At 67.2% G+C, this 20,718-nt stretch carries 18 protein-coding genes and 2 pseudogenes; 8 read left to right on the top strand and 12 right to left on the bottom strand.

Going from position 1 to position 20,718, the window contains the following annotated elements; all coding sequences use genetic code 11:
• Positions 1–651: 651 nt before the first annotated feature.
• Positions 652–1,032, top strand: a complete 381-nt coding sequence (locus AB0P41_RS35555) for a hypothetical protein (RefSeq protein WP_365936149.1) — start codon at positions 652–654, stop codon at positions 1,030–1,032.
• A 329-nt stretch (positions 1,033–1,361) separates the two neighbouring features.
• Positions 1,362–1,892 carry a hypothetical protein gene (locus AB0P41_RS35550; RefSeq protein ID WP_365936148.1) on the top strand — a complete coding sequence of 177 codons (531 nt, stop codon included), beginning with the start codon at positions 1,362–1,364 and terminating at the stop codon, positions 1,890–1,892.
• Positions 1,893–3,524: 1,632 nt separating this feature from the next.
• Here AB0P41_RS35550 and AB0P41_RS35545 read toward each other — a convergent pair.
• Positions 3,525–4,388, bottom strand: coding sequence for an ATP/GTP-binding protein (locus AB0P41_RS35545; protein ID WP_365936147.1), 864 nt, complete (start codon positions 4,386–4,388; stop codon positions 3,525–3,527).
• Positions 4,382–4,969, bottom strand: a complete 588-nt coding sequence (locus AB0P41_RS35540) for a hypothetical protein (protein WP_365936146.1) — start codon at positions 4,967–4,969, stop codon at positions 4,382–4,384. Before AB0P41_RS35540 ends, AB0P41_RS35545 begins: the two co-directional genes overlap by 7 nt.
• Before the next feature lie 349 nt (positions 4,970–5,318).
• Here AB0P41_RS35540 and AB0P41_RS35535 point away from each other — a divergent pair, with 349 nt between their 5' ends.
• From AB0P41_RS35535 to AB0P41_RS35525, 3 genes are all read left to right on the top strand, one after another.
• A complete protein-coding gene (locus AB0P41_RS35535) occupies positions 5,319–5,867 on the top strand; it encodes a sigma-70 family RNA polymerase sigma factor (RefSeq protein WP_365936145.1) in 549 nt (182 codons plus the stop codon).
• Positions 5,854–6,258, top strand: a complete 405-nt coding sequence (locus AB0P41_RS35530; protein ID WP_365936144.1) for a hypothetical protein — start codon at positions 5,854–5,856, stop codon at positions 6,256–6,258. Before AB0P41_RS35535 ends, AB0P41_RS35530 begins: the two co-directional genes overlap by 14 nt.
• A 466-nt stretch (positions 6,259–6,724) precedes the next feature.
• A complete protein-coding gene (locus AB0P41_RS35525) occupies positions 6,725–6,967 on the top strand; it encodes a hypothetical protein (RefSeq protein WP_365936143.1) in 243 nt (80 codons plus the stop codon).
• A 108-nt stretch (positions 6,968–7,075) separates the two neighbouring features.
• On the opposite strand, the gene AB0P41_RS35520 is transcribed toward AB0P41_RS35525, so the two are convergent.
• Positions 7,076–8,683: a hypothetical protein gene (locus AB0P41_RS35520; RefSeq protein WP_365936142.1), complete on the bottom strand. Its 1,608-nt coding sequence runs from the start codon at positions 8,681–8,683 to the stop codon at positions 7,076–7,078.
• Between the two features lie 185 nt (positions 8,684–8,868).
• Between AB0P41_RS35520 and AB0P41_RS35515 the strand changes: the two genes are divergently transcribed.
• The gene (locus tag AB0P41_RS35515; protein ID WP_268208595.1) at positions 8,869–9,072 is read left to right on the top strand and encodes a hypothetical protein; all 204 of its coding nucleotides are present in this window, start codon (positions 8,869–8,871) and stop codon (positions 9,070–9,072) included.
• A gap of 163 nt (positions 9,073–9,235) precedes the next feature.
• Here the strand turns inward: AB0P41_RS35515 and AB0P41_RS35510 are convergent, their stop codons facing one another.
• The 5 genes and pseudogenes from AB0P41_RS35510 to AB0P41_RS35490 form a co-directional block, all read right to left on the bottom strand.
• The gene (locus tag AB0P41_RS35510; protein WP_365936141.1) at positions 9,236–9,391 is read right to left on the bottom strand and encodes a hypothetical protein; all 156 of its coding nucleotides are present in this window, start codon (positions 9,389–9,391) and stop codon (positions 9,236–9,238) included.
• A gap of 285 nt (positions 9,392–9,676) precedes the next feature.
• Positions 9,677–9,808: a hypothetical protein gene (locus AB0P41_RS35505; RefSeq protein WP_365936140.1), complete on the bottom strand. Its 132-nt coding sequence runs from the start codon at positions 9,806–9,808 to the stop codon at positions 9,677–9,679.
• Positions 9,809–10,283: 475 nt separating this feature from the next.
• Complete coding sequence (locus AB0P41_RS35500; RefSeq protein WP_365936139.1) at positions 10,284–11,303, bottom strand: S66 peptidase family protein; 1,020 nt, start codon at positions 11,301–11,303, stop codon at positions 10,284–10,286.
• A gap of 31 nt (positions 11,304–11,334) precedes the next feature.
• Positions 11,335–12,001: pseudogene (locus AB0P41_RS35495) on the bottom strand (transposase); the annotation flags it as partial.
• A gap of 92 nt (positions 12,002–12,093) precedes the next feature.
• Positions 12,094–12,573 (bottom strand): hypothetical protein, encoded by a 480-nt coding sequence (locus AB0P41_RS35490; RefSeq protein WP_365936138.1) that lies wholly within the window; start codon positions 12,571–12,573, stop codon positions 12,094–12,096.
• A gap of 323 nt (positions 12,574–12,896) precedes the next feature.
• Here AB0P41_RS35490 and AB0P41_RS35485 point away from each other — a divergent pair, with 323 nt between their 5' ends.
• A complete protein-coding gene (locus AB0P41_RS35485) occupies positions 12,897–13,106 on the top strand; it encodes a hypothetical protein (protein WP_365936137.1) in 210 nt (69 codons plus the stop codon).
• Positions 13,107–13,136: 30 nt separating this feature from the next.
• On the opposite strand, the gene AB0P41_RS35480 is transcribed toward AB0P41_RS35485, so the two are convergent.
• Positions 13,137–13,316, bottom strand: coding sequence for a DUF6233 domain-containing protein (locus tag AB0P41_RS35480; RefSeq protein ID WP_365936136.1), 180 nt, complete (start codon positions 13,314–13,316; stop codon positions 13,137–13,139).
• Positions 13,317–13,664: 348 nt separating this feature from the next.
• Here AB0P41_RS35480 and AB0P41_RS35475 point away from each other — a divergent pair, with 348 nt between their 5' ends.
• Positions 13,665–14,591 (top strand): S41 family peptidase, encoded by a 927-nt coding sequence (locus AB0P41_RS35475; RefSeq protein WP_365936135.1) that lies wholly within the window; start codon positions 13,665–13,667, stop codon positions 14,589–14,591.
• 749 nt (positions 14,592–15,340) lie between these two features.
• Here the strand turns inward: AB0P41_RS35475 and AB0P41_RS35470 are convergent.
• From AB0P41_RS35470 to AB0P41_RS35460, 3 genes and pseudogenes are all read right to left on the bottom strand, one after another.
• A pseudogene (locus tag AB0P41_RS35470) lies at positions 15,341–15,790 on the bottom strand (transposase); the annotation flags it as partial.
• Positions 15,791–16,454: 664 nt separating this feature from the next.
• Positions 16,455–16,970: a hypothetical protein gene (locus tag AB0P41_RS35465; RefSeq protein WP_365936134.1), complete on the bottom strand. Its 516-nt coding sequence runs from the start codon at positions 16,968–16,970 to the stop codon at positions 16,455–16,457.
• Entirely contained in the window at positions 16,967–20,665 is a 3,699-nt protein-coding gene (locus tag AB0P41_RS35460; RefSeq protein WP_365936133.1) for a polymorphic toxin-type HINT domain-containing protein, read from the bottom strand. The genes AB0P41_RS35465 and AB0P41_RS35460 overlap by 4 nt, the downstream gene beginning before the upstream one ends.
• Positions 20,666–20,718: the final 53 nt, after the last annotated feature.

Below are 20,718 nucleotides of genomic sequence, written 5' to 3'. Positions count from 1 at the left end.
GCGGATAATTCCTGCAGCCTGGCAGCGCGGACGAACGATTCGTCGAAGACGACTGCGCGCGTCCTCCTCCGGAGGAACGACGCACGACCCTACGGGTCGTAAAGATGATAAAGCCCTACGGGCTTTCAACCCCATTCCTTCGGAATGGGGTTGGGAATTCCTCCGGAATTCTCGCACCACACCGGAAAGTGGTGTGACTGGTCCTCAGCGACTGCGGGCCGCTGGGGTGACGTGAGGTTAAGGGACAGCAGGGAGCCTGCCCGCACGGCTCCGCAGTGCGGGCAGGCTCGACCCCGGACGACACATGCCGCAGCACTCGACCCACCGTCACAGGCAACTACGCACCAACAAGAGGGGGTCGGGTGGTCGCGGCCGGAGCGTGAGCCGCGTGCATCATTCTCGGCTGTAGCTAAGAACTGGACTCAGCACACACCACCCTGCATCACTTCTGATCCTGGGTAGGGAATGGGAATCTCCCCCACCCCCGGCACGCGATCCTGCGTCACGGGACAAGGGTTCGTAAGACACTCCGAATGAGTCCTGACGGGTCGTTGTATTGCCGACCCCCTGCCCTTAATGTTAGATCCGTCAGAAGGGGCAGCAACTCCTTCTGGCGACCAGAACCACTCACCCGAAAATGAGGAGCACATCATGCAGATTGTCCCCGCCTACATTCACTACTCCGAATTCAACTCCGGCTGGGCCGTGGCGGAGGAGGCAATGGGTCTGCTGCTCGCGGGGCTTGCTCCGGGGTCGCACAGCCTGACCGTGGTGGTCGACGGGGAGTCTCTGACCCTGTCGGACCGCATGACCGTCACCGCGCAGGTGGAGGTGCCCACGGACGGCGGCGGCCACGTCGTCGACGAGACGGCGTGGGAGACCGTCATGTGCCTGCTGGCCGTCGGGGTGGCTGACGCGGAGCGGGAGGGGCAGATCGTGGTCGTCTCGCCTGCCAGCAGCCACGTGACGCGCTGCTGGGACCTCTGGGAGGGGCAGATCACGCCCCTGCCGGTCGCGGCCCTGAGCGCCTGACCCACGGGCGGGTGGGGCGGTCCACGGGCCGCACCACCCGCCCGGCGCGGCCTCTGCGCCGCCGTCCCTGCCGCAGCGCCCGCCGGTGGCTGGCGAGGATTCCGGAGGAATCAGCTTCATCAAAACCCGTAGGGTTTCGGTGTCGTGACGACCCGTAGGGTCGTGCGCCGTTCCTCCGGAGGAGGCCGCGCGCAAACGTTTTCAGGCTGGCGGGGAAATGCTGCAATTAGAAATGAGCAGCAACTCGAATTCTAATTATTTCCCCGCCAGCTGCGCCCACTCACCCGAGCGGAGCGCCTCCATTCTACGCACGGAACGGGAGTGGATTGATGGAGCCGATCGACGAAAATGATGTCCGGCTGCGCCGGGTCGTCGGGGGGCGGGCTCTGGTGAGTCGTGCGTGGATCATGCGGCATACCGGGGCGGGTCGCTCGACTGTCGCGCGCTGGTACGCGCTGCGCCACGAGCAGCCGCCGGAGCGCCGTCACCCGGACCGGGTGATCACCGTCGACCGGATCGACTACTACGACCAGCAGGCCATCGAGGCGTTCTGGGCTGCGCACCAGGAGGGCGTAGGGACGGGCCGGCTGGGCGTCTCCGGGCGTAAGAGCGGTGCGAAGCACGGAGAGCCCCGGGGAGGCCGTCCGGTGTCCGCAGAGCGCGCTCAGGCCGTCCAGGTCGCCCTCGGCGAGCTGCGCCGGGCCGGTGAGCACCAGCGGGGCCTGGCCGGGCGCCTGGCCCGCACGCACGGCGGGAACGAGCGGACCTGGGCACGGGCCGTCACCGACGCGAGGGCGATCCACGCAGCCGAGCTCGGCGCGGACGACGAGGCGCAGCGGCCGGCGTCGCAGCCGGAGTAGCACCAGCACCGCCGCCCGGTCGTCGGTCTCGTCGCCGGTCCGGAGCCCTGCGACGGGCCGGGAGAACGAGCCAGCGCAGCGCCCTCGCTTCCCCGAGACCACGCCCGCCACCAGCCCACACCCACCCCCACACAGCAGGACAGGCCAGGTAGAAGAGGGGAAGTCCGAGCAGTCACCACGCGAAAACCGGTGCCTGACCTGCGGTTGTGCGAGGCACGGCGCGCGGCGGCTGTAACAGATAGCGTCACAGATCCTGTCGCACATACCGTCACAGATGTCGTCACGCATAGCGTGACAGCTGTTGTGCCCGCCGCGCCCAGGGGTCCGGCGGGGCGAGGAGCACCAGGTGGTGCCGCCCCGAAGCTCGGCCCGGCCCGGGCCGGAGCAGCGCGACGGGCCGGGAAGAAGGCCAGCGCAGCGCCGCCCGCCTTCCCCGAGACCACGCCCAACACCAGCCACCACACCACCACCCCATAGCCAGGCAGCCACGTAGAAGAGGGGAAATCTGAGCACTCACCACGCGAAAACCGGGGCCTGACCTGCGGTTGTGCGGGCGTCGGACGTCATCGTGCGCGCGTGATGCTGGGGGGCATGTTGGAAGGGATGTCGGGGGGAATGCTGGGGGGGATGTTGGGGGGGGATGGTGCGGGCCCCCGTTCGGTCTCTGGTCGCTGCGGCGCCCATCGGGCCGCCGCAGCCCCGGTGAGGCCAGCGCAGCGCCGCCCCCGGCTTCCCCGAGACCACGCCCGCCCACCGCCACCACACCCACCATCCATAGCCAGGCGGCCAGGTAGAAGAGGGGAAGTCCGAGCACTCACCACGGGAAAACCAGTGGTTGACCTGCGGTTGTGCCGAGGCCGGCTCCTGACAGGTGTCGGCCATCGTGTCGGTCCTGCCGTCGGCCATCGTGTCGGTCATGGTGTCGGCATTCGTGTCGGACCCCACGCCGGCCGACGGACCGTCATTAGCCAGCACGCTCCACCGCCAACCGCACCACGCCGCATACGGCGGCGCTCGAGGACCAGGACGGACCGCAGCCCGGCAACCTAGCGAGACCATCCCCGCAGGCGCGGGGAGCAGGGCGGACGCTCCCGTGTGATCACGGTCGTGGCGGGGCCCATCCCCGCGGGCGCGGGGAGCAGGCTGCGTGACCTGCGACGGTACCGCGTCGCACCAAGCCCCTGACACACTTTCACCGAAGCGGGCATACCCGGCGATAAGCCCCACACCGCCCGTCTGCGGACGGGCTGCTCCTCCCAGCCGGAACCGACTCTCGGAGATCCCCGCGGTGTCGGTGTGGCAGGGTGCCAGAGCCCGGGGCGGGAGGCTGGTGTCTGGCGCCGGCGACGGAGCTCCCTCCCCGGGCACCTGCGTACCCGGAGTTCCCTCGTGCCACCGCCCCGGCCGACCTGTACCGGATGGTCGACCATCCACGCACCGCACAACGAATTCGACAAAGAGAGTTTCCAGCTGTCGAGGCGGTGCGGATTCTCGTGGTGAGTGGCCCCTGCCCGCCTCTGACCTGGCGTGGTGAGTGGCCGGCCGGAAAACTCACCACGGTCTCGGCTCTACTCACCACGGCGGCGCGACTCACTGCGAAAACTCACCATGGCAGGTCAGCGGCCTGCCGGGTCAGTTGACGACCTGGACCTCGCGGACGTCGGCGGTGAACGCCGTCTGCCGGGTCTCGGTGAACCGGCCGCCGTCGCCCAGGGCGGGAGCGGTCCAGGTGATGGTCCAGGCCGAGGTCGCGGTGCCCTGGTACCGGCCGCCGGGCTGCTCGGAGGAGGGCATCTCGTACAGGTGCCCGCAGTCCGGGGACGGCGTCGCGCCCCGGGACTTGGTGTACGGGGTGCCGGGGCCGCGGCAGGTGACGGTGGTGCCGTCGCCCATCGCCCACCGCACCCTCGTCACCTTCGCGGTGGCGGTGACGGTGACGCCGCCCGCCGTGGCCGAGGCGGTCACCGGCCCGAACGCCGTCGGCGACCTGGTCGCCCACATCCACATCGGCATCCCCACCACGTACGTGCCGACCGCACGGGGGCTGGCCACCTCCGGCCCCTCCAGGCGCATCGAGGCCACCGCCCGCCGCGCCACGGCCTCCGGATCAACCGTCGGGACGGCGCCCGGGGCCTGGCCGTCCGCGATCCACACCGTCCGCGCGCCCTGCCGGTCCGGGCAGTGGACTCCGTAGACCGCGCCCTTCTCCGACCGGTCGTGGCCCTTCCAGTACATGTTCTCGGCGGGCGGCTGCGGGTCGAGGCGGGTGTACGTACACGCCGGTGCCGAGGATCCGGAGGACCCGCCCGACGCTCCGGCGGGCGCCGCCTGCGCACCGTGGCCGCCCGCCCCGGGCGCCCGGCCGCCGTCCGAGGCGCAGACCCGGACGAACATCGTCGCGCCCTTGCAGATACCGCCGCTGCGGCCGTCCGCGTGCGCGGCCGGGACGAGAACGCCGGCCAGGACCACCGCGGCCGCCGCCGCGCGCTTCAGCACGTCTGCCCGTCACGGGTGTCCAGGCCGGTCACCATCCACCGGCCGTCCCACCGCTGCGCGGTGGCGGTCATGACGTAGCGCAGTGGCTGCTCGGTCGGCAGCGGGATGACCTTGCGCGCCTTGGTGTCGTAGGTCTCGTAGCGGCCCAGGTCCACGCAGTCCGACAGGGTCGCGGTCGGCGTCTGCGCGTCCATGTCGAGCTCGGTCACCTCCGGATCGTGAGCCAGCTCGCCGCGCACCACCGTCCCGGCCTCCCGCATCCGAGCCAGATCGTTCCTGATCTGCCCGAGCGCATCCGCCGTGACGTACCGCTCCAGCTCGGTGCCCTCAGCACTGGCCGTGCGGTACGCCGCCATCTGCTCCCGCAACATCGCCGAATACGCGGCGAGCACCGCGGCCTTCTCCACCGCCTCCGGATCCACCGACGCCGACACGGACGCAGCAGAAGAGGCCCTGGACGGCAGCGCCTGCGGCCTCGCGTCATCGCTGCCACCACCACAGCCGGTCAGGGCCACGGAGAGCCCCACAGCGGCGTACAGCGCCATCACGCCAGGCCGCAGCCGTGTCTGTCGAGCCGTCATCAGGATCCCCCATCACATACGGTCGGTATCGATCACCGGGCCAACGACCCGCGCCCCGCCAGGTCACCGCCGCCAGACGGCGACGGCCACTGCCCGGTCGTACCCGCAGGTCGGCGGGCCCGGCCGGGCCCGCCGGAAAAGAATCTTCGACCCGGGTGGTCACGTCCTGGCTCCTCCTGCGTCATGCCATTGGGTGGGGGCATTGCGCTGATGCCTTCCACCCCACTGCCGACCGAAGTTCGGCGGCAGCGAGGAGAGGACCACGCCACCATGGCCCTGTCTCGAACACCCGGGAAGCCAGCTGAAGAGTTCAGCGGTAACCGGTGCACACCGCACAACGGTCACGCCCGTGGATGAACTGATGAAGCCGGAACCAGAACCGGTCTCCACCAGTAAGTGGCTGGAAGAAAATGCCATGCGCATCGACGGGTTCTACCGGCGCCGAGAGAGCAATCCTCAAGTAGCACAGGATCTCGCTCAAGAGGCCCGGTTGAAGATCTGGGAAAAGAAGGAGGTGATGGAAAACCATCCCAACCCACCGGCCTGGGCCTGGAGGGTTATATCAAATATTTTGTTCAGCCACTACCGTGATAAGTACGGCCAGAAGGCAAGTTTCTTCGACACGGAAGTGGAGCCGCCTCCCGACGGCCGGTTGGGGGTGGCGGAAGATTCTGAAATCCGGGCCCTTCTACGACCGGCGGTCAATGCGCTTCCCGAGCGTCAGCGAATGGTGGTCTGGCTCCTCTACTACGAGGATTTCAGCACCATCGAAGTCTCGGAGCAAATGGGGATCACGGTCGCGGTAGTCCGCAGGTATCACTACCTGGCCCGGAACAAACTCCGCAATCACCTGCTCGATGCAGGACTAGAAGGATTGGAGGGTGATGGCGAGCATTGAGGCGATCCTCCGCCAAGATGCTCAGGACCTCGCCGAAGGACACGACGTGCAAGGAAAGGGCGTTATGAGCGCGCTTTATCTCGCACCCGGTACTTCGATCGAGGCCGGGGGTCAGGTCCGGCTGCCGTCAGGCAGCCGGACTGGCCCTCGGCCCGGGGGGCTGAGCCCGCAGGAGGAGGCCGAGGTTCTTATGTCAGGGGATCAGAGCGTGATCACCAGACATCAGAACCTTGCGCAGGAGGGCAACGCGGCGAGCGCACGCCGTGCGGCGGAACTCCTGGAAAGCCAAGCTCCACACGAGGCTGCTCAGTGGTGGCGCATAGCAGCCGACCTCGGTGACGAAGACGCACGGGAATACGTCGCAGCATTCCTCACCGAACAAGTGCAGTAACAACCGAACAACAACAGAATAGGCGCACACCAGAAAGGAGGTGAAATTCATGCCAGCGTCAAGTATCTCAGTACTCACTACGACGGCAGCAGTGTTGAGCGTAGCAACATTGCTGTCTGCAACGAAAACGCAAGTAGCGCAAGCAATCAGAGCGATTCACGTTTGTCAGAATTATTGCGCGCGACAGCGACTTTACGGGGATATCGCTACCGCGCGTCACACATCGAGGAGCAGGAACAGACATGAAGTAAGTTCGCACGAAGCGGCAACTCGTTCTCGGCTCATGCCGATCAGCCCGCAAGTGCTTCGCGGTGTCACTCACACAGTCGTGAGGATCTAGACACCAACGTCAATACGCGGAGGGGCCCAATCCGCAGAGGGTTGGGCCCTTTCGCGTTCCCATGGTCACGTTCCGTCTCCTCGCGCGTCACCCCAGATACCAGCGAAGAGAAGGAGCAACACCACCGTGGAACTCGCACCCACCCCACAGACAGAGAACGCACAACCGGCACCCGAAAAGAAGAAGCGCCGCGCGTGGGTGAAGCCCGCGCTTTTCCTCGCCAGAGTCGGCATCCAGGTCGCCCTCACCGGCGACATCGGCGACCTCGACGAGGTCCTTGAGAAGGCCGCAGAGCTGGCCCGCGGCGCCACCGGCGAGCTGAGCGAGACCCTCACCGAGCTTCCCCTCCCGCCCAAGGCCTATGAGTAATCACGGCAACGGGTCCACGCTGGTCCGGCCGTGACCACACGGCCGGACCGAACCCACAACCCACAACCCGCACCCGGCTCCACCCCCACGGCGAATCCTGGCGGCCCCTCAGCGTGTGTGCAGTGACGACTGAACGAGATCGCCCAGGTCTTGGAGGTAAGGCAGCGGGTCGAAAAGCAGATCACCGCTAGCGAATGCGCCGATCATGGCCAGCGCCAGAAAGACGGTGTAGCGGTCGGTGTTGCGGGCCAGACCGTAAACGCGCCGGTGCCGGCGCAACAGAAGGGTGTATCCCCACAGAGCCGCTGCGCCCACCAGGAACGTGACGACTGCGTACAGGGGCAACTGCCACGACCGTCCCGTGACCGCCGCCTCCAGCTGGGCCCCTCCCGCGCCGAGACTGTAAAAAAGCGCGAAGAGCGTCAGGGCCGGCAGCACGACGATCGGGAGAGTGGTCAGTGCTGTCCGGGGAGGCCTGCGGTCGGTGGCTTCCTGGATCTGTTTTTCCTGCTCGCCAATCTTCTCCGTCTGCTCCTCGCGTTCCCTCTCGGACGCGGACAGCTCATCCGCGTGCGCGCGCCGCTCCGCTTCCAGAGTGGCAACGGCCTGCTCACGGCTGTGTTCCAGGTCCTGCAACTGACTGCGCAGGGCCTCCATATCGGCTGCTTGCTGTTCATAGAGCCCGGCCAGGAGGTAGTGCTCGCCGGTGAGCACGCTGTGCTGCTGCTTGAGAGCGGCCACGTGCGAGGTGAGCGTCGCGTGCTCGGTGTTGATCTCCTGCAGCCGGGCCAGGGCTTCGGTGCGTTCCTGGGTATGCATGTCCGCGGCCTGCACACGCCACTGCAGGTTGCCGATCTCGTCACGCAGGACCCCGTTGTCGGTGCGTTCCGCGAGGAGCAGGGTGATGCGGCTTTCGAGTTCCTCGATCGTTGCCGCGGCAGCGGCTGCGGCGTCCTGGCCATCGGAGTCGGCGGCCTCGAGCTGCAGCGCGGCCTCCTCCTCGAGGAACCGCAGCTTCTCCCCCGCCTCGCGGGCCTGTCCGAGGGCTTCGTCGCGGGCGCGTTCCGCGTCGCTGAGGCTGTGCAGGGTCGTCTCGTTGCGGGCCTTGAGGTCCTCACGCTCCTGGACCAGCTGAGCGATCTCGGCCTGCAGGTGCTCGCGTTCGTTGTGATTCTGTATCGCCTCATGGCTCAGCGCGTCGGCCAGCTCGGTGACCCGGCGGTTCAGGTCCGTGATGTCGCGTTCCCGCTCCTGGACATCATGCTCGAGCGACTCCACGAAGCTGGAGAGAGTAGAGATCTTCTGCTTCGCGGCCTTCACCGAGCTGCGCAGCTGATGCTTTTCGTACTCGTGCCGGCTGGAGACCTGCAGGGCCGCTTCCCACAGCGCCCAGGTGTGGGCGGTCAGTTCCGGGGCCAGCTGGGAGAGCTGGTTGTCCAGGAGGGTGCTCACCACCGGTTCGCCGGGCATCGTGCGGCCGTTGCGCCAGCGGGACATCGTCGAGGTCGCCAGGTCATGGCGCTTGCAGTAGGCACGGGCGGACAGCCCCGTGTTCTCCACCAGTTCCCGCAGGCGTACGACCCAGGCACGCACCTCCGGTTTCAGCCCGCCAGGCAGGCTGTCGGCCCCCGCCACCTCTGACGAAACAGTGCCCTGCCCCGCGAGATCCGTCGTCATCCGCCTCGCCGGCACCCGCCCCGAAGAGATCTCGTCCACGCCCCACCTGCCCGTCGGTCGCCGAGCACCAGGCCCCGTGGCCCAGCCCCTGAAACATGTCCTGCACCACCACGTGGAACACCTCTGACCTGCAAAAACTTGAGATGACCCAGTTCCCGGCACGGCCCCGGAAACGCCCAGTCTGGTCCCCAACAAGACCGCCTGAGCCGAAAACGGGAGAAACGATGCTCGAGCTACTCACCACCGCAGTAGAGACAGCAGGAATCACGAGCATCGTGGCCCTCGCGCTGTACGTCCTGCGCTTCCTGCTCATCTACCTGGGAGTCATGCTGCCCGCCGTCTGGTCCCGCCACCAGGCCCGCCGAGACGCCGCGACCGGCCTCCTGAAAGAAGTCATCGACCTCATCCGCCGCCACCGCGGCCCCTGACCCCCCCCTCGGCGGGCGAGCACCCCCTGCTCCCCCCGCCGAGGCCGAACCCGGCATCCGCCTCACACCGGCCCGAGGCTCTCACCGCCGCCTGCGGACGCTGAAGCTCGGCCGCGACGGTCACCGGGTCGGCGGGCTCGTCCCTGGGCTTCGGTGGTCGTCATCACTGACCGCCTCCGCTCAGGCTCGCCCGCACCCGGGCCCGGGCTTCGAGCCGGCCGAGCTGGTAGGCGACCGATCCGGTGCTCGCCAACCCGACCCGCGCCCCGATCTCCCGCATAGTCGGAGCCTCACCGTGCTCGATGATCCAGTCCCCCATCACCCGCAGGATGGCTGTCTGCGGCGCCCAGGAAGCCCGACCACCCCGTGCCCTTCGGCCCGGACGCCGCTGGACGCCGGTCGACGTCGCGGGTGCAGCGCGCAGGAGCTGCTGCATGGCGCGGCACTCATCTCGCCTGGCCCGTACGGTGTCGGCGGTCAGCTCGTGGGCCAGCCGATCTCTTTGCAGGTCACGCTCGCCGTCCCTTGGTAGGCCGCTTGCTTGCGGGCGTCGCCGGGTTGGCGAATGGGCTCGTAGTCGGGGTCCGTCCGCCAGCCGAGGCCGTCACTTGTGCTGGTCCTCTTCCTGCTCGTCCGGCTGGTCGTCGTTACGGGCGCGGCGCAGTTCCAGGGTGATGGTGAGGGTTGTGCCGATCAGGGGGAGGAGGTCGGCGGCGATGGAGAGGGTGTCGGTCACGATGCTGCCCTTTGCTGTGGTGTCGGTGCCGCTGAGTGCGGCTGGGCAGACACTGGCCGGGAGTTGGGTTGTCCTCACTCGTTCGGCCGAACATCGCAGGTAGATTCCGGACCACATGGGTTGTGTCCGGGATGTCCCGGACGGTTGGGCGAGGGGGTGCGGGGTGCCGCAGGACGGAAAGTTGGGTCGTCGGTGGAAGGACCTGAGTCCGGCGACGAGTGCTGAAGCAGTCCGGCTTGCGACGTTCTTACGGGCCCGGGTGGATGAGTCCGGAATGTCGTTGGAGGCTGTGGGCAAGCGGATCCAGTACTCGAAGTCGACCATCAGCGAGAACCTCGGGACCGTGACATCCCGCCACCAGGTGTTCATGGCGCCTCCTGCCGGCCGAACAAGCGACTCAGGGCCCGCAGTTACCAAAGCGTGAGTTGGCCCCAGGGATGTTGCCGGGGGCCGTCGGCTCACTGATCCGCGGTGCTCAGCTGACCGGTCCCGTCATCGCGTGCGGCGCTACCGTCGGTTCGAGCAGCGACAACGTCCGCCGCTGCGCGTCGAGGCCGACGCGGATGCCGACCGGCATCGGCAGATTCGGGCCGGCATGCCCGAAGTCGACGTTGCCCAGGACCGGGATGTCACGGTCCCCGAGGACGTCGAGGACGATCTCGCGCAGGGACGGGGACGCGTCGGGCTCGAGCCCGACGATCTCGCGCGGCACGCCCACGACCATGCCGGAGATCCGGTCAAGGATGCCGCAGTGTCGCATCACCTGCAGATAGCTCCACACGTGCGATGCCAGGCCGCCCATCTCCTCCCAGAACAGCACGGCACCGTCGAACCGGTCGAGCGGCAGCGCGAAGGGCGTAGCCTGCGCCAGCACGATGCGGTTGATCACCCCGCCGATGAGCCGCCCTTCGACGCGACCCGGACGCCAGCATTCCCACGACGGGCTCGCAGGCAGCGCCCCGATTGCTTCGGTGCCGGTCAGCAGCCTGCAGTAGAGCTGCTCGAGTTCCGCCTGGCGCGCCACGGGCGCGGACGGCCATTGCCCGCCGAAGCCGGGGACGGCCATGTCGGCGTGGAACCCGACCAGGCCCGTGCGCTCATGGAGCACCAGGTGCAGCAGCGAGATGTCGCTGTAGCCGAGGATCGGCTTGGGGTCGGCCCTGATCGCGTCGACATCGATCAGGTCGAGGTAGCCGAGCGCCGTCTGGCCGCCGTCACTCGCGACGATCGCACGCACCTCGGGATCACGTAGAAGACCGTTGAGCTCCGCAGCGATCTCCGCCGGCGTGGCCGCGCTCCACCAATGGCGCCGTCCTGCTTCGAGCAGCGGAGCCCGACGCACGCGGAACCCCATCCGCTCGAACACCTCCACCGTCCGCTCGACGTTGGGCTCGTAGGCGGCCGGCAGCGGGCCGGACAGCGCGGCGATGACCACGAGATCTCCGGGCCTCAGGGCACGCGGTCGAAGCAGTTGAGGCAGTGCAGAACCAGTCATGGCGTCAGTGTCGCCGGTGCCATTGGCAGGGTCACGCGACTTTCGCCGGTCGTCCGCCCCAGCGCAGGCCCTTCTCGCTGCGGATACGGGCGCGTTCCCGGCGCTGGGCTGCCAGGACGTCGGGATGGCGGGCGTTGACGTTGCGCCAACGCAGGTAGCGGTGCAGTTCGCGGGTCTGGACCGTGTGGTTCGTGTGGTTGGAGTTGGCGAGCGTGAACTGCCGCAGTGGGCGAAGTGTGCCTCGATCGGGTTCGCCCAGGACGCGTTGGTCGGGGTGAAGCAGAGGTGGACGTTGTTGTTCTTTGCCCAGCGGAGGATCTTCTTGCCGTTGTGGGCGGAGGGGTTGTCCAGGATCACGTAGACGGGGGCGCCGTCCGGGCGCGCGGCGCGGATCGACCTGAGTGCGGCCAGGGTGTTCGCGGTGCCCTTGCGGCGGCGGTTGACTCCCCACAGGGTGTCGTCGCCGACGGAGTAGCAGCCGTGGAAGTGAGTGACGCCGTGGGTGCGGTGGTAGGTCGCCGGCAGCCGGTCGGGCCTGCCCTGTTCGGCCCAGCAGCTGCCCGCGGTGGGGCGGATGCCGAGCGGGCCGAACTCGTCGAACGCGAACGTCCGGTCCGGGAAGCGTGTCAGGACGTGCTCAATTCGGTCGAGCTTGGCGTCGTAGCCGGGGTCGGCGGACTCCTTCCAGGTTGTGTACGACGCCCCGGGTCAGAGCGCGACTCCGGCACCAACAAGTCCCACCTACTGACCGGCATCGGCTCCGCGATCGGGGCCGTGAGGCGCCGTTGGTTCAGTGCTGGAGAGCGCAGTCATCCGCTGCCAGGTGCAGGTGCCGAAGGGTTTCCAGTTCGGTGGTGGGGAAGGCGTGCAGCTGCCACTTCTGGAGGTAGCCGTCCTCGCCGTGGGTTCGCCGCACCTTCTCGGCAGCCATCAGGATTGCGTGTGCCAGGGAGGTGCGAGGACGTGTGGACATCCACACGAGGGTGCCCTTCCCGTCCGGTGCGTCGAAGCTCGTCGACATGTCCGGGAAGTGCCGGACTGTGATGTGCACGTCGCTGTTTCGGCGGCGAAGAATCCACCGCGCCTCTGCCGGTTCGAGATCGAACGAGAACCGCTGGATGCTACGGGGGCCGTAGAGGCCCGTCACGCCTTTCAACAAGTCGGCGAGCGCGTTTGTGCAGTAGCTGACGATGTCCCGGTGCTTCGTCGAGCCGTCCCAGATCCTGCACCTCGCCCAGCCTGAGCCGCTCAGTTCCCAGCTGAAGTGCAAGGACCTCGTCACTGACCCCCCGATTGTTTGCAGACAACGCTACAGCGGTGCTGAAGACATGGGACGGCCGGGTACACCCTCATCAGTGCGTACCCAGTCGTTCTTCGAGGCCTCCAGCGTGGGACGGATCAGGACCGCCAGCAAAAGCCCAGGTGGAATGGCCGTGGCGAGTCGTTGACCGGAAACTCACCACAGCCTGCCCACTCACCATGGGCACAACGCGCTCACCACGGCAGGCCAGCAGCGCTGATTGCGCAGTCGGGGCGAGGTGAGCCTTGCGCGCTCGGCATGCTGCGACCAGCCCGGAGTCGCACTCTGGAGAGATGAGCGCGCCGATAGTCATTCACCGCTTCTCCCCCACGGGCGGGCGGCGGGTCACCATCCGTGGTCAGATCGCCGGACTCGCCTACGAGGACCAGGACGTCGTGGAGTTCCTGCGTCGGGCCGGGCTGCCGGACGCGGAGCAGCTGCTGGACCGGCCGGAGTGGGTCCAGTGGCGGGGCGGGCGGGCGCACACGTACGTGGCCGCGTAGACCGCGGCGCGGCCGGCAGGTGGTGTCGGTTCAGCCCTGCAGGCCGGTGTCCGGCCGGCAGACCTGGCACGGCTCGATGTCCGGCTCGACCAGGGCGATCATCGCGTCTTCGCGGGAGATGAGCCCGATCTGGTCGGGGTAGGTGGCGCAGCCGCCTCGGTGCAGCAGCGCGACCGAGGAGGAGCGTTGCGGCTGGATCTTCCACATCATCTCGGCCCGGGCCACCTCCCGCCGTTTCCGGTCCTGGGCTTCCTTGATCTCCAGTTCCCGGATGCGGCGTTCGGTCTGTCCGACCTGCCAGCGCAGCCAGTCCAGGAGAACCCGGTCCGAAAGCCCAGCTCAGCGCTGCCAGCTAGGTGGGCGGCGGCGAGCCAACTGTATTGTGCGGGCTGTGTTTTCGATCCTGGCCCAGCAAGAGGCATGCTGGACCACTTAGGTGGGGGAATGCTGAGGGTGCGCCGAGGCCGTGCTGTGAGGCGAGCATGTCTCGTTGTGGCCATGGTTCTGTTCACGGGGAGCGGTTGCGCAGGTTCTGGTGAGAGGCCTCTGGGGGAGGGCATGGCGCCCGAGGCGCGCACCTACCTCCGCGAGGCGCTGAGTTTCATGGAGCAGAGCTCTCTCCGCCGCGAACAAATCGACTGGCCTGCGCTCCGAAGCACGGCGTTCAAGCAGGCGGGTGCCGCTCAGACGACCGCGGAAACATATCGTGCGATCGCGGGTGCGGTCGGTGCCTTGGCGGACGGACACAGTTGGTTCCTCAGTCCCGAAGAGACAGACGAGGACCTGGGTGCTTCGGTGTCGCAGTTCCACGGGCTGAAAGGCCGGCGGCTGCCCGGTGGCATGGGGTATATCTCGCTGCCCGGCGTACTGGGGGACGACGAGACGCTGGCTGCCTACGTCGAGCAGGGACAGGCCTCGGTGACTGCGGCCGATGACGGGCTAGCCTGCGGATGGATCGTAGACCTGCGCCGCAACAGTGGCGGAAACATGTGGCCCATGCTCACGGTGGTCGCACCAATCCTTGGTGACGGGCCGGTCGGGGCCTACGTGAGAAACGACGGCACGAAGATTGCATGGACGATCAGGGACCGGGTCCCCCGTCTAGAAGGGCAGCGGTTTCCATGGGCGCCGCTATCCCCCGTGGCACGCAAGAATCCGGCCGTAGCGGTTCTCACCAGCAGGCAGACCGCAAGCTCTGGCGAAGCAATCACACTCGCCTTTCGGGGGCGGCCTTCGACCCGGTCTTTCGGTCAGCCGACCTTCGGCGTCCCCACCAACATCGCCATACAACGTCTTTCCGACGGAGCGACGATCGGGGTGACCGACGCGCAAGGCGCCGACCGCACCGGTAGGACATATGACGGGCCTCTCACACCGGACGAGGCGGTCCCCGACCAACGACAAGGCTTCGGCACGAAGACGGATCAAGCCGTCAACGCAGCCACTGCCTGGCTGGCTGATCAGCCTTCTTGCGACGGCACATGACGCGTAGCGCACCTGGCTGGGCAAGCGATCTTGCAGGCAAGAGGACCGTGGCTGGCTTCGTTCACGGGCTGCCCCGCTTCCTGTTCCGGCCGTCGGCCCGGAACAGCGCGACGGGCCGGTGAAAAGAGTCAGCGCAGCGCCGCCCGGTTCCCCGAGACCACCCCAACACCAGCCACCACACCCACCACCCATAGCCAGGCAGCCAGGTAGAAGAGGGAAAGTCCGAGCACTCACCACAGGAAAACCAGTAGTTGACCTGCGGTTGTGCAGAGGCCGGCTCCTGGCAGGTGTCGGCCATAGTGTCGGTCCTGCCGTCGGCCATCGTGTCGGTGACCGTGTCGGTCATGGTGTCGGCATTGGTGTCGGCCCTCACGCCGGCCGCGCGGCGTTCTGTGGGGTGGGCGCTCGAGGGACAGGTGTGGCCGCGGCTCTGTTCCTCTCCCAGCGCCGCCGGTCTCCCGTGTGCCAGGGTGTCGGAGCCCGGGCGGGGGCTGGTGTCTGGCACCGGCGACGGAGCCCCGCCCCGGACTCCCGCAGCCCCTGATGCCACCGCCATATCGACCCTGTACGCGTCGTGCAGGGCATTCGACAACGATAGTTTCCAGTGGTCGGGGGTGTCGTGGTGAGTAGCCGTGCACGCGCCTGACCTGCAATGGTGAGTTTCCGGCCGGGAAACTCACCACGCCCCAGGGCCTGCTCACCATGGCTGGGTCGATTCACCCCGAAACTCACCACGGCTCGGCCGCACTCGGGAAGCGGGAGTGGTCCAGCGGCCGGGTGCGGAACACCTCGAGCTGTTCGTCGAGATCGCCGCAGATCCGGGAGACCTCACTCTTCGATATCCCGGTGTCCGAGCCGAGCGCCTTGACCAGATCATCGCCATTGCGGGTGGAGACGCCACGGACGTAGGCCTCCATCACGACGGCGTAGAGGGCCTGGTCGATGCGACGCCGGCGCTCGAGCAGGCTGGGGAAGAAGCTCCCAGCCCGTAGTTTCGCGATCGCCAGCTCCAGATCCCCGGCCTGCGTGGTCACGGTCTTCTCCCGGTGCCCGTTGCGGTAGCCGGTCCGCGTGGTCGTCTGCTCGTTCCACTCCGCGCCGATCTGCGCGGCCGCCTCGGCCTCGATCAGCTCCTGCAACAGCCGCTCGGCGACTTCGCGCACGAGTTCAAGACCGTCCGCCGAACGTAGTGACTCCAGCAGGCGAAGTAGGTCAGGCTGGGACAAGGCCACCGTGTACCCCCTTGGGTCGAACTGCCCGTTCACCAAGGACAGTTACACGGTGGCCGACCTCGTTCTCAGGAGGTACTTGCAGGCAGTCGACGCACCCAACGGCTCACAAGAGGCGCACATCCCCGCCAAGATCGGCTACACCACTCCACGGGACGCCATCGGTTAGGGTCCGTGAGGCCCTGACGGGCATCTGCAGGAGGGGAACCTCGTCGGGGCGATCCTGACTACATCTCGTCTCAATTTCGCCGTTGCGACGTCACGACGTCGTTCCGAGAAGGTTCTTTTAACCTCAGGTTGAGGCCGAGGCCATGAGCCTGGCGGAGGTTGCCAAGGAGACCGGATGACCTGGCGGGCGGTCAGCAAGTACCTCTCTGCTGCGTCCTCAGCACGGCCATGTCGGATGGCGAGTGGTCAGCCGCGCAAGCGGGTGGTCGACGAGGTCGCCCCGCTGACTCTCCGTCCGGTGGCACCGAAGTTCGTGGCGCCGTCGAGTACTTCGACGACGCGACGTCCTCCGGCAAGGGCGGACGATTTTCTGCACCTCTCCGAGCCACGCGCGCTCCGCGACGCCCGTAGCAAAGCGGCTCGCTCGAGGGTGCCTCGGGCGAGCCGCTTCGACCACGACGTTGTGTCACCTGCCTGCCGTGGTCACCGACTGCAGGACTGTGCAGGGGTGACTCCACGACGGAAGCTCGTGCCGAACCTGATTGAGAGAGCGTCCGAGGTAGCTCGGCGGAGCCTCAGGAACTCCGTGGGCTTCCAGAAGGTAGAAGTCCATCCCATCTCCGCACACAGAATGTTCGCCATCAGGGAAGAATCTCAGCCCCAGCAGAAAGCCGCCGTCGGCATTTACGGAAGGATGGCTGGACATCACCGAGAACGCCATCAGCTTGTGCTGCTGCGATGCTCCGCTCCAACTGAATGATTTCAGCCCCTTAACCACAAGAAGAGCAGCGTTCCCTGCCGGGTAATTCGACGCGGTACGCATGTCAAAGAGCAGCGCCGCACGATTCGAAGTCGGAGACACCCGGCAATCGAGGAGCTGTGTGTCGTGCAGAGCGTCCTGCTCTTTCAAAGGATCCCAGCTGATGGTCTCGGGAGCCTGAGAGTAGTCCTGGGACACGAAGAGATCTTCTACAGTGGTCATGGGATTGGTATATGCCAATACGGGTCTTTTTTACCGACAGGTTTGCCGGTGATTGGATGTATGAACTGGCCCAGCTCGTTGGCGTAGGTTATGTATCCCTTAGGGTACGGAAATGGTCCGCTGGTGACCGGATCCATGACCCGCACGTACCTCACGTCTTGATGCAATCCACTGGCCTTGGCTTCGGAAGGTTTAATGTCAAAAAACCACCCCTTCCCGTTGTTGGCCTCCGCAACGGCCTTTCGCCCCTTGGGAAGCGATAGGGTTTCTCCCTGGGGCCCGACGACGTTGCCGGTCAAGCACCGACTGTTGTGGACAAGAACAGGGGTTCTGCCCGCCAGTACATAGTACGTCTGCAGGTCCGCGACGGTCAGATTATAGGCCGACTGGGGTTCATTCCAGCGCCGAATCTTCGTGATCTCCACAGATGTGCCATCTGCGACGCGAAGGGCGTCGCCGGCTTTGAGCTGTCCCGCATTGGTCCAGCTCTGTGTCTCAGGAGTCCAGAACGGGTGGTGATTGGTGGCCGTCAGCGCACTCGGCCCCGTGGCACCGTTGAGTGTGATGCTGGTGAACTCCCTGTCGTCCGGCGTAAAGATCGTAGCCATGACCCGGCGGGCACCGGTGATGCCCAAGAGCGGATCGGTGGAACGCACCAGGTCACCCCTGCGCACCCGCTCGATAGGCAGATGAGATCCGTCTGCCATGAGGACTTGGGTCCCTGCAGGGAAACTGTGCTTCGGGCTGCACGGGTTCCGCTTGAAGAGGTTTCCGATCGCCTCGAAAATTTCGCCGGCCGCCCCGCCGAATTTCCCCGTCCACCGCGCGGCCTTGAAGGGTGCGGCGGCCCAGCCTGCGATCGGGAGGATGGACGCACAGGAGAGGAGGGCGTCCTTCCATGCGTCCTTCTCGCCCACCCCGTATTTGTTGAGTCCGGATTCCACTCCGTAGGCGATGCAGTTGATGGCGTCGAATGGCTCCCCGATGACGGGGATCAGACCCAGTATGTCGAGCCTGAGGTGGATGAAGTCCTTGAGGCTCATGCCGGGGGGAACATCAGTGCCGATAAGGCCTTGGAGCAGAGTAAGGGCCCCGGAGGATCCGCCGGCGTCGGCGTCCTGTTCGAGCGTGGCCTCGTGTTCGGCCAGTCTCTGGTCCAGAAGAGCTTGTTGTTCTGCGGTATAGCGCTCTGTCTGGTAGCGGACCATCGTTGAGATGTACTTGTTATGCGCCTCGGCGGCGCTCTGGCCGGCGTTGAGTGCGGACTGTCTTGCCTGGTCCGCTGCCTGGAAGGCGCTTGCGGCGTAGCCTTGTGCGGCGCCGTAGCTGGCTTCGGCGGATATGGCTGCGTTCCTGGCCTTGCGGGCGCTGCCGGCGGCTTGGGTTTCGGCTTTCTGAGCGGCGGCGGCGGAAGCGCTGGCCGAGCGGGCCGCGGCACTAGCGCGATCGGCGGCCTTCAAGGCCCTGTCGGCGTGGTCGGCGGCCTGGTCGGCGTACTCAGTGGCCTTTTGTGCGTGGCCTGCGGCGAGGTCCGCGTGGCCTTGTGCCGTCTCGGCAGCCTTAGCCGCGTCGTGGGCGGACTGGTAGGCGAGGGCGGCGGTGGCGCTGGCCGTGGCGATGATGCTCTGGATCTGCTCGACGTGTGCGGCGTTGAGTTGGTCGCGTCGGGCGGCCTTGTGCTGGCCTGAGGTGATGAAGTCGATCAGGTTGGTATCGGGGCTGGCGAGGGCGGCTTCGGCTGCTGCTTTGACCTCGGGCGTTCCGCCTTCGGCGAGCTGGGCTGCTTCGACGCGGTAGTCCTCGATCCGCGCCTGGTGCTGGCCTTGCTGGAGGAAGGTGTCGAGGGCTTTGGGGTTGGGGTTGTCGAGCGCGGCTTGGGCGGCTTCCTTGACTCCCACTCCGCCGGCTTCGGCGAGGCGGGCCACTGCGATGCGGTTGTCGGGGGCCGCCGCCTGGTACTGGCCGGTGGTGAGGAAGGTGTGTACCTGGGCCGGGGTGCCTGCGAGGGCAGTGGTCGCCGTTGTGCGGACGTCCTCGTAGTCGGATTGCTGGGCGAGGACGTTGACGGCTTCTCGTTCGTCTTCCTCCTGGGCCAGTTTCCAGCCCGTACGCGCGTACGCGACCACAGCGTCGTCGTCGCCGACCAGGGCGCTCTCAGCAGCCGCCCGGCTCCATGGGCCGCGGATCTGCAGGGCGGTCATGGCCATCTTGCGGCCGGCGGCTGCGACCTCTGCAGGCTGGGCGTCCGGCATGGCGGCCTGGTCCGCAAGGGCGTCGAAGTCGGTCTGAAGTTGGAGGGCTTCCTGCTTCGCTTTGACGATCTCGGCCTTGGCCGCGTCGACGGTTGCCTTGGCGTCGCGGGCTTCATTGACCAGAAGGGTCGTGCGGGCGGCGATCTCGTCTGTCTCGCCCTTGCGGGTGGTGGCCTGGATCTCCTGGGCCTTGGTGACCGCGGTGGTGGCCGCCTGGGCAGCCTTCAGAGCCTCGGCGGAGTTGATCTTCGCCTGGTCAGCTGCGGCCTGGGCATCTCCGGCGTGCTCGTTCGCCTTGCGTGCCGCTTCCGCGGCCTTGCGTGCATGGGCAGCCGAGGAACGGGCGAAGTCGCGGGCATCGGTGGCGGCGGCAATTGCAGCATTCGCGTGGCTTTGCGCTGCGAGGGAGGCCCGTCTGGCTTCCGCGGCGTGGCGCTCGGCTGCGGCAGCTGCCGCCTTGGCCTGACCCGAGCTGGCTCCTGCCTCAGCCGCATATCCTTCAGCGGCTCTTGAGCTCGCCGCGGCGGCGTTCATATCGTCGATGGCCCCGAGCGACGCGTTCAGTGCGTCTCTGGCCGCCCTTGCTGTCTGGAGCATCGAGTCGAGGGTGTCGGCGATCTTCTCGGCATCGCCGGCGGCCTTCAGTGCGGTGGCGGCCGCTTCTTCGTTGACCTTGCCCGATGCTGCGGACGCCCACGCCTTGCTGGCGGCCTGGGAGGCACGCTGAGCCGCAGTGGAAGCGTTCGCTGCAGCGGCGATAGCGGTCTGTGCGGAGGCGTTGGCGGCACGGGCTGCCGAGATTGCGGTTTTGGCCGCATCCGCAGCGCGACGGGTGGCCTCCGCCGCACGGCGGGCGGCGTCCTCGGCCTTGTCCGCGTCGTCCTTCGCGGCCAGGGTTTCGGCTGCCGCCGTGGCGGCCTCCTTCTTTGCCAGGCCGGCGGCGGTCTGAGCCTTCTTGGACTGTGCTTCCGCACTCACTTTGGCCTTGTTGGCAGCTGCCGCGGCGTCGGTGGTCTGCTGAGCCAGGTCGCTGATGCTGGCGTGTTCCTGATCCTGGGCGCGGGTGATGTACTGCCCGTAGGCGAGGAAGTCGCGCACCTCGCCGATGCCCGCGTTCAGCGCGGCGGCCGCGGCCCGCTTGGTGGCAGGGCCTCCTGCCATTTCGATCTGCGCCACACGGACCCGGGCGTCGTCGTCGCGGCGCTGGTACTGGCCTTCGCTCAGGAAGGTGCGGACGTCGTCGATCGTCCCGTTCATCGCCGCGTCGCCTGCCTCGCGTACACCCGCGCCACCGGCTTCGGTTGCACTGGCGGCGGCCACGCGCTGATCGTCCTCCAACGGCCGCTTCCAGCCGTCCTTCATGAACGCGGCCAGCTCCTCGGGGGTCCCCTTGAGGGCGTTAGAAGCCATCTCATTTGGGCGACTCGGTAGTCTGTGAGTCATGGTGGGGATCGTTGAGCGGCTGGTGCCGGACGAGTTGTGGGAGTTGTTCCAGC

It is taken from the genome of Streptomyces sp. NPDC079167 (assembly GCF_040686735.1).
GTDB lineage: Bacteria > Actinomycetota > Actinomycetes > Streptomycetales > Streptomycetaceae > Streptomyces.
Note: the sequence above shows the minus strand (reverse complement) of the source record. Positions and strands in the feature narration are given on the sequence as shown.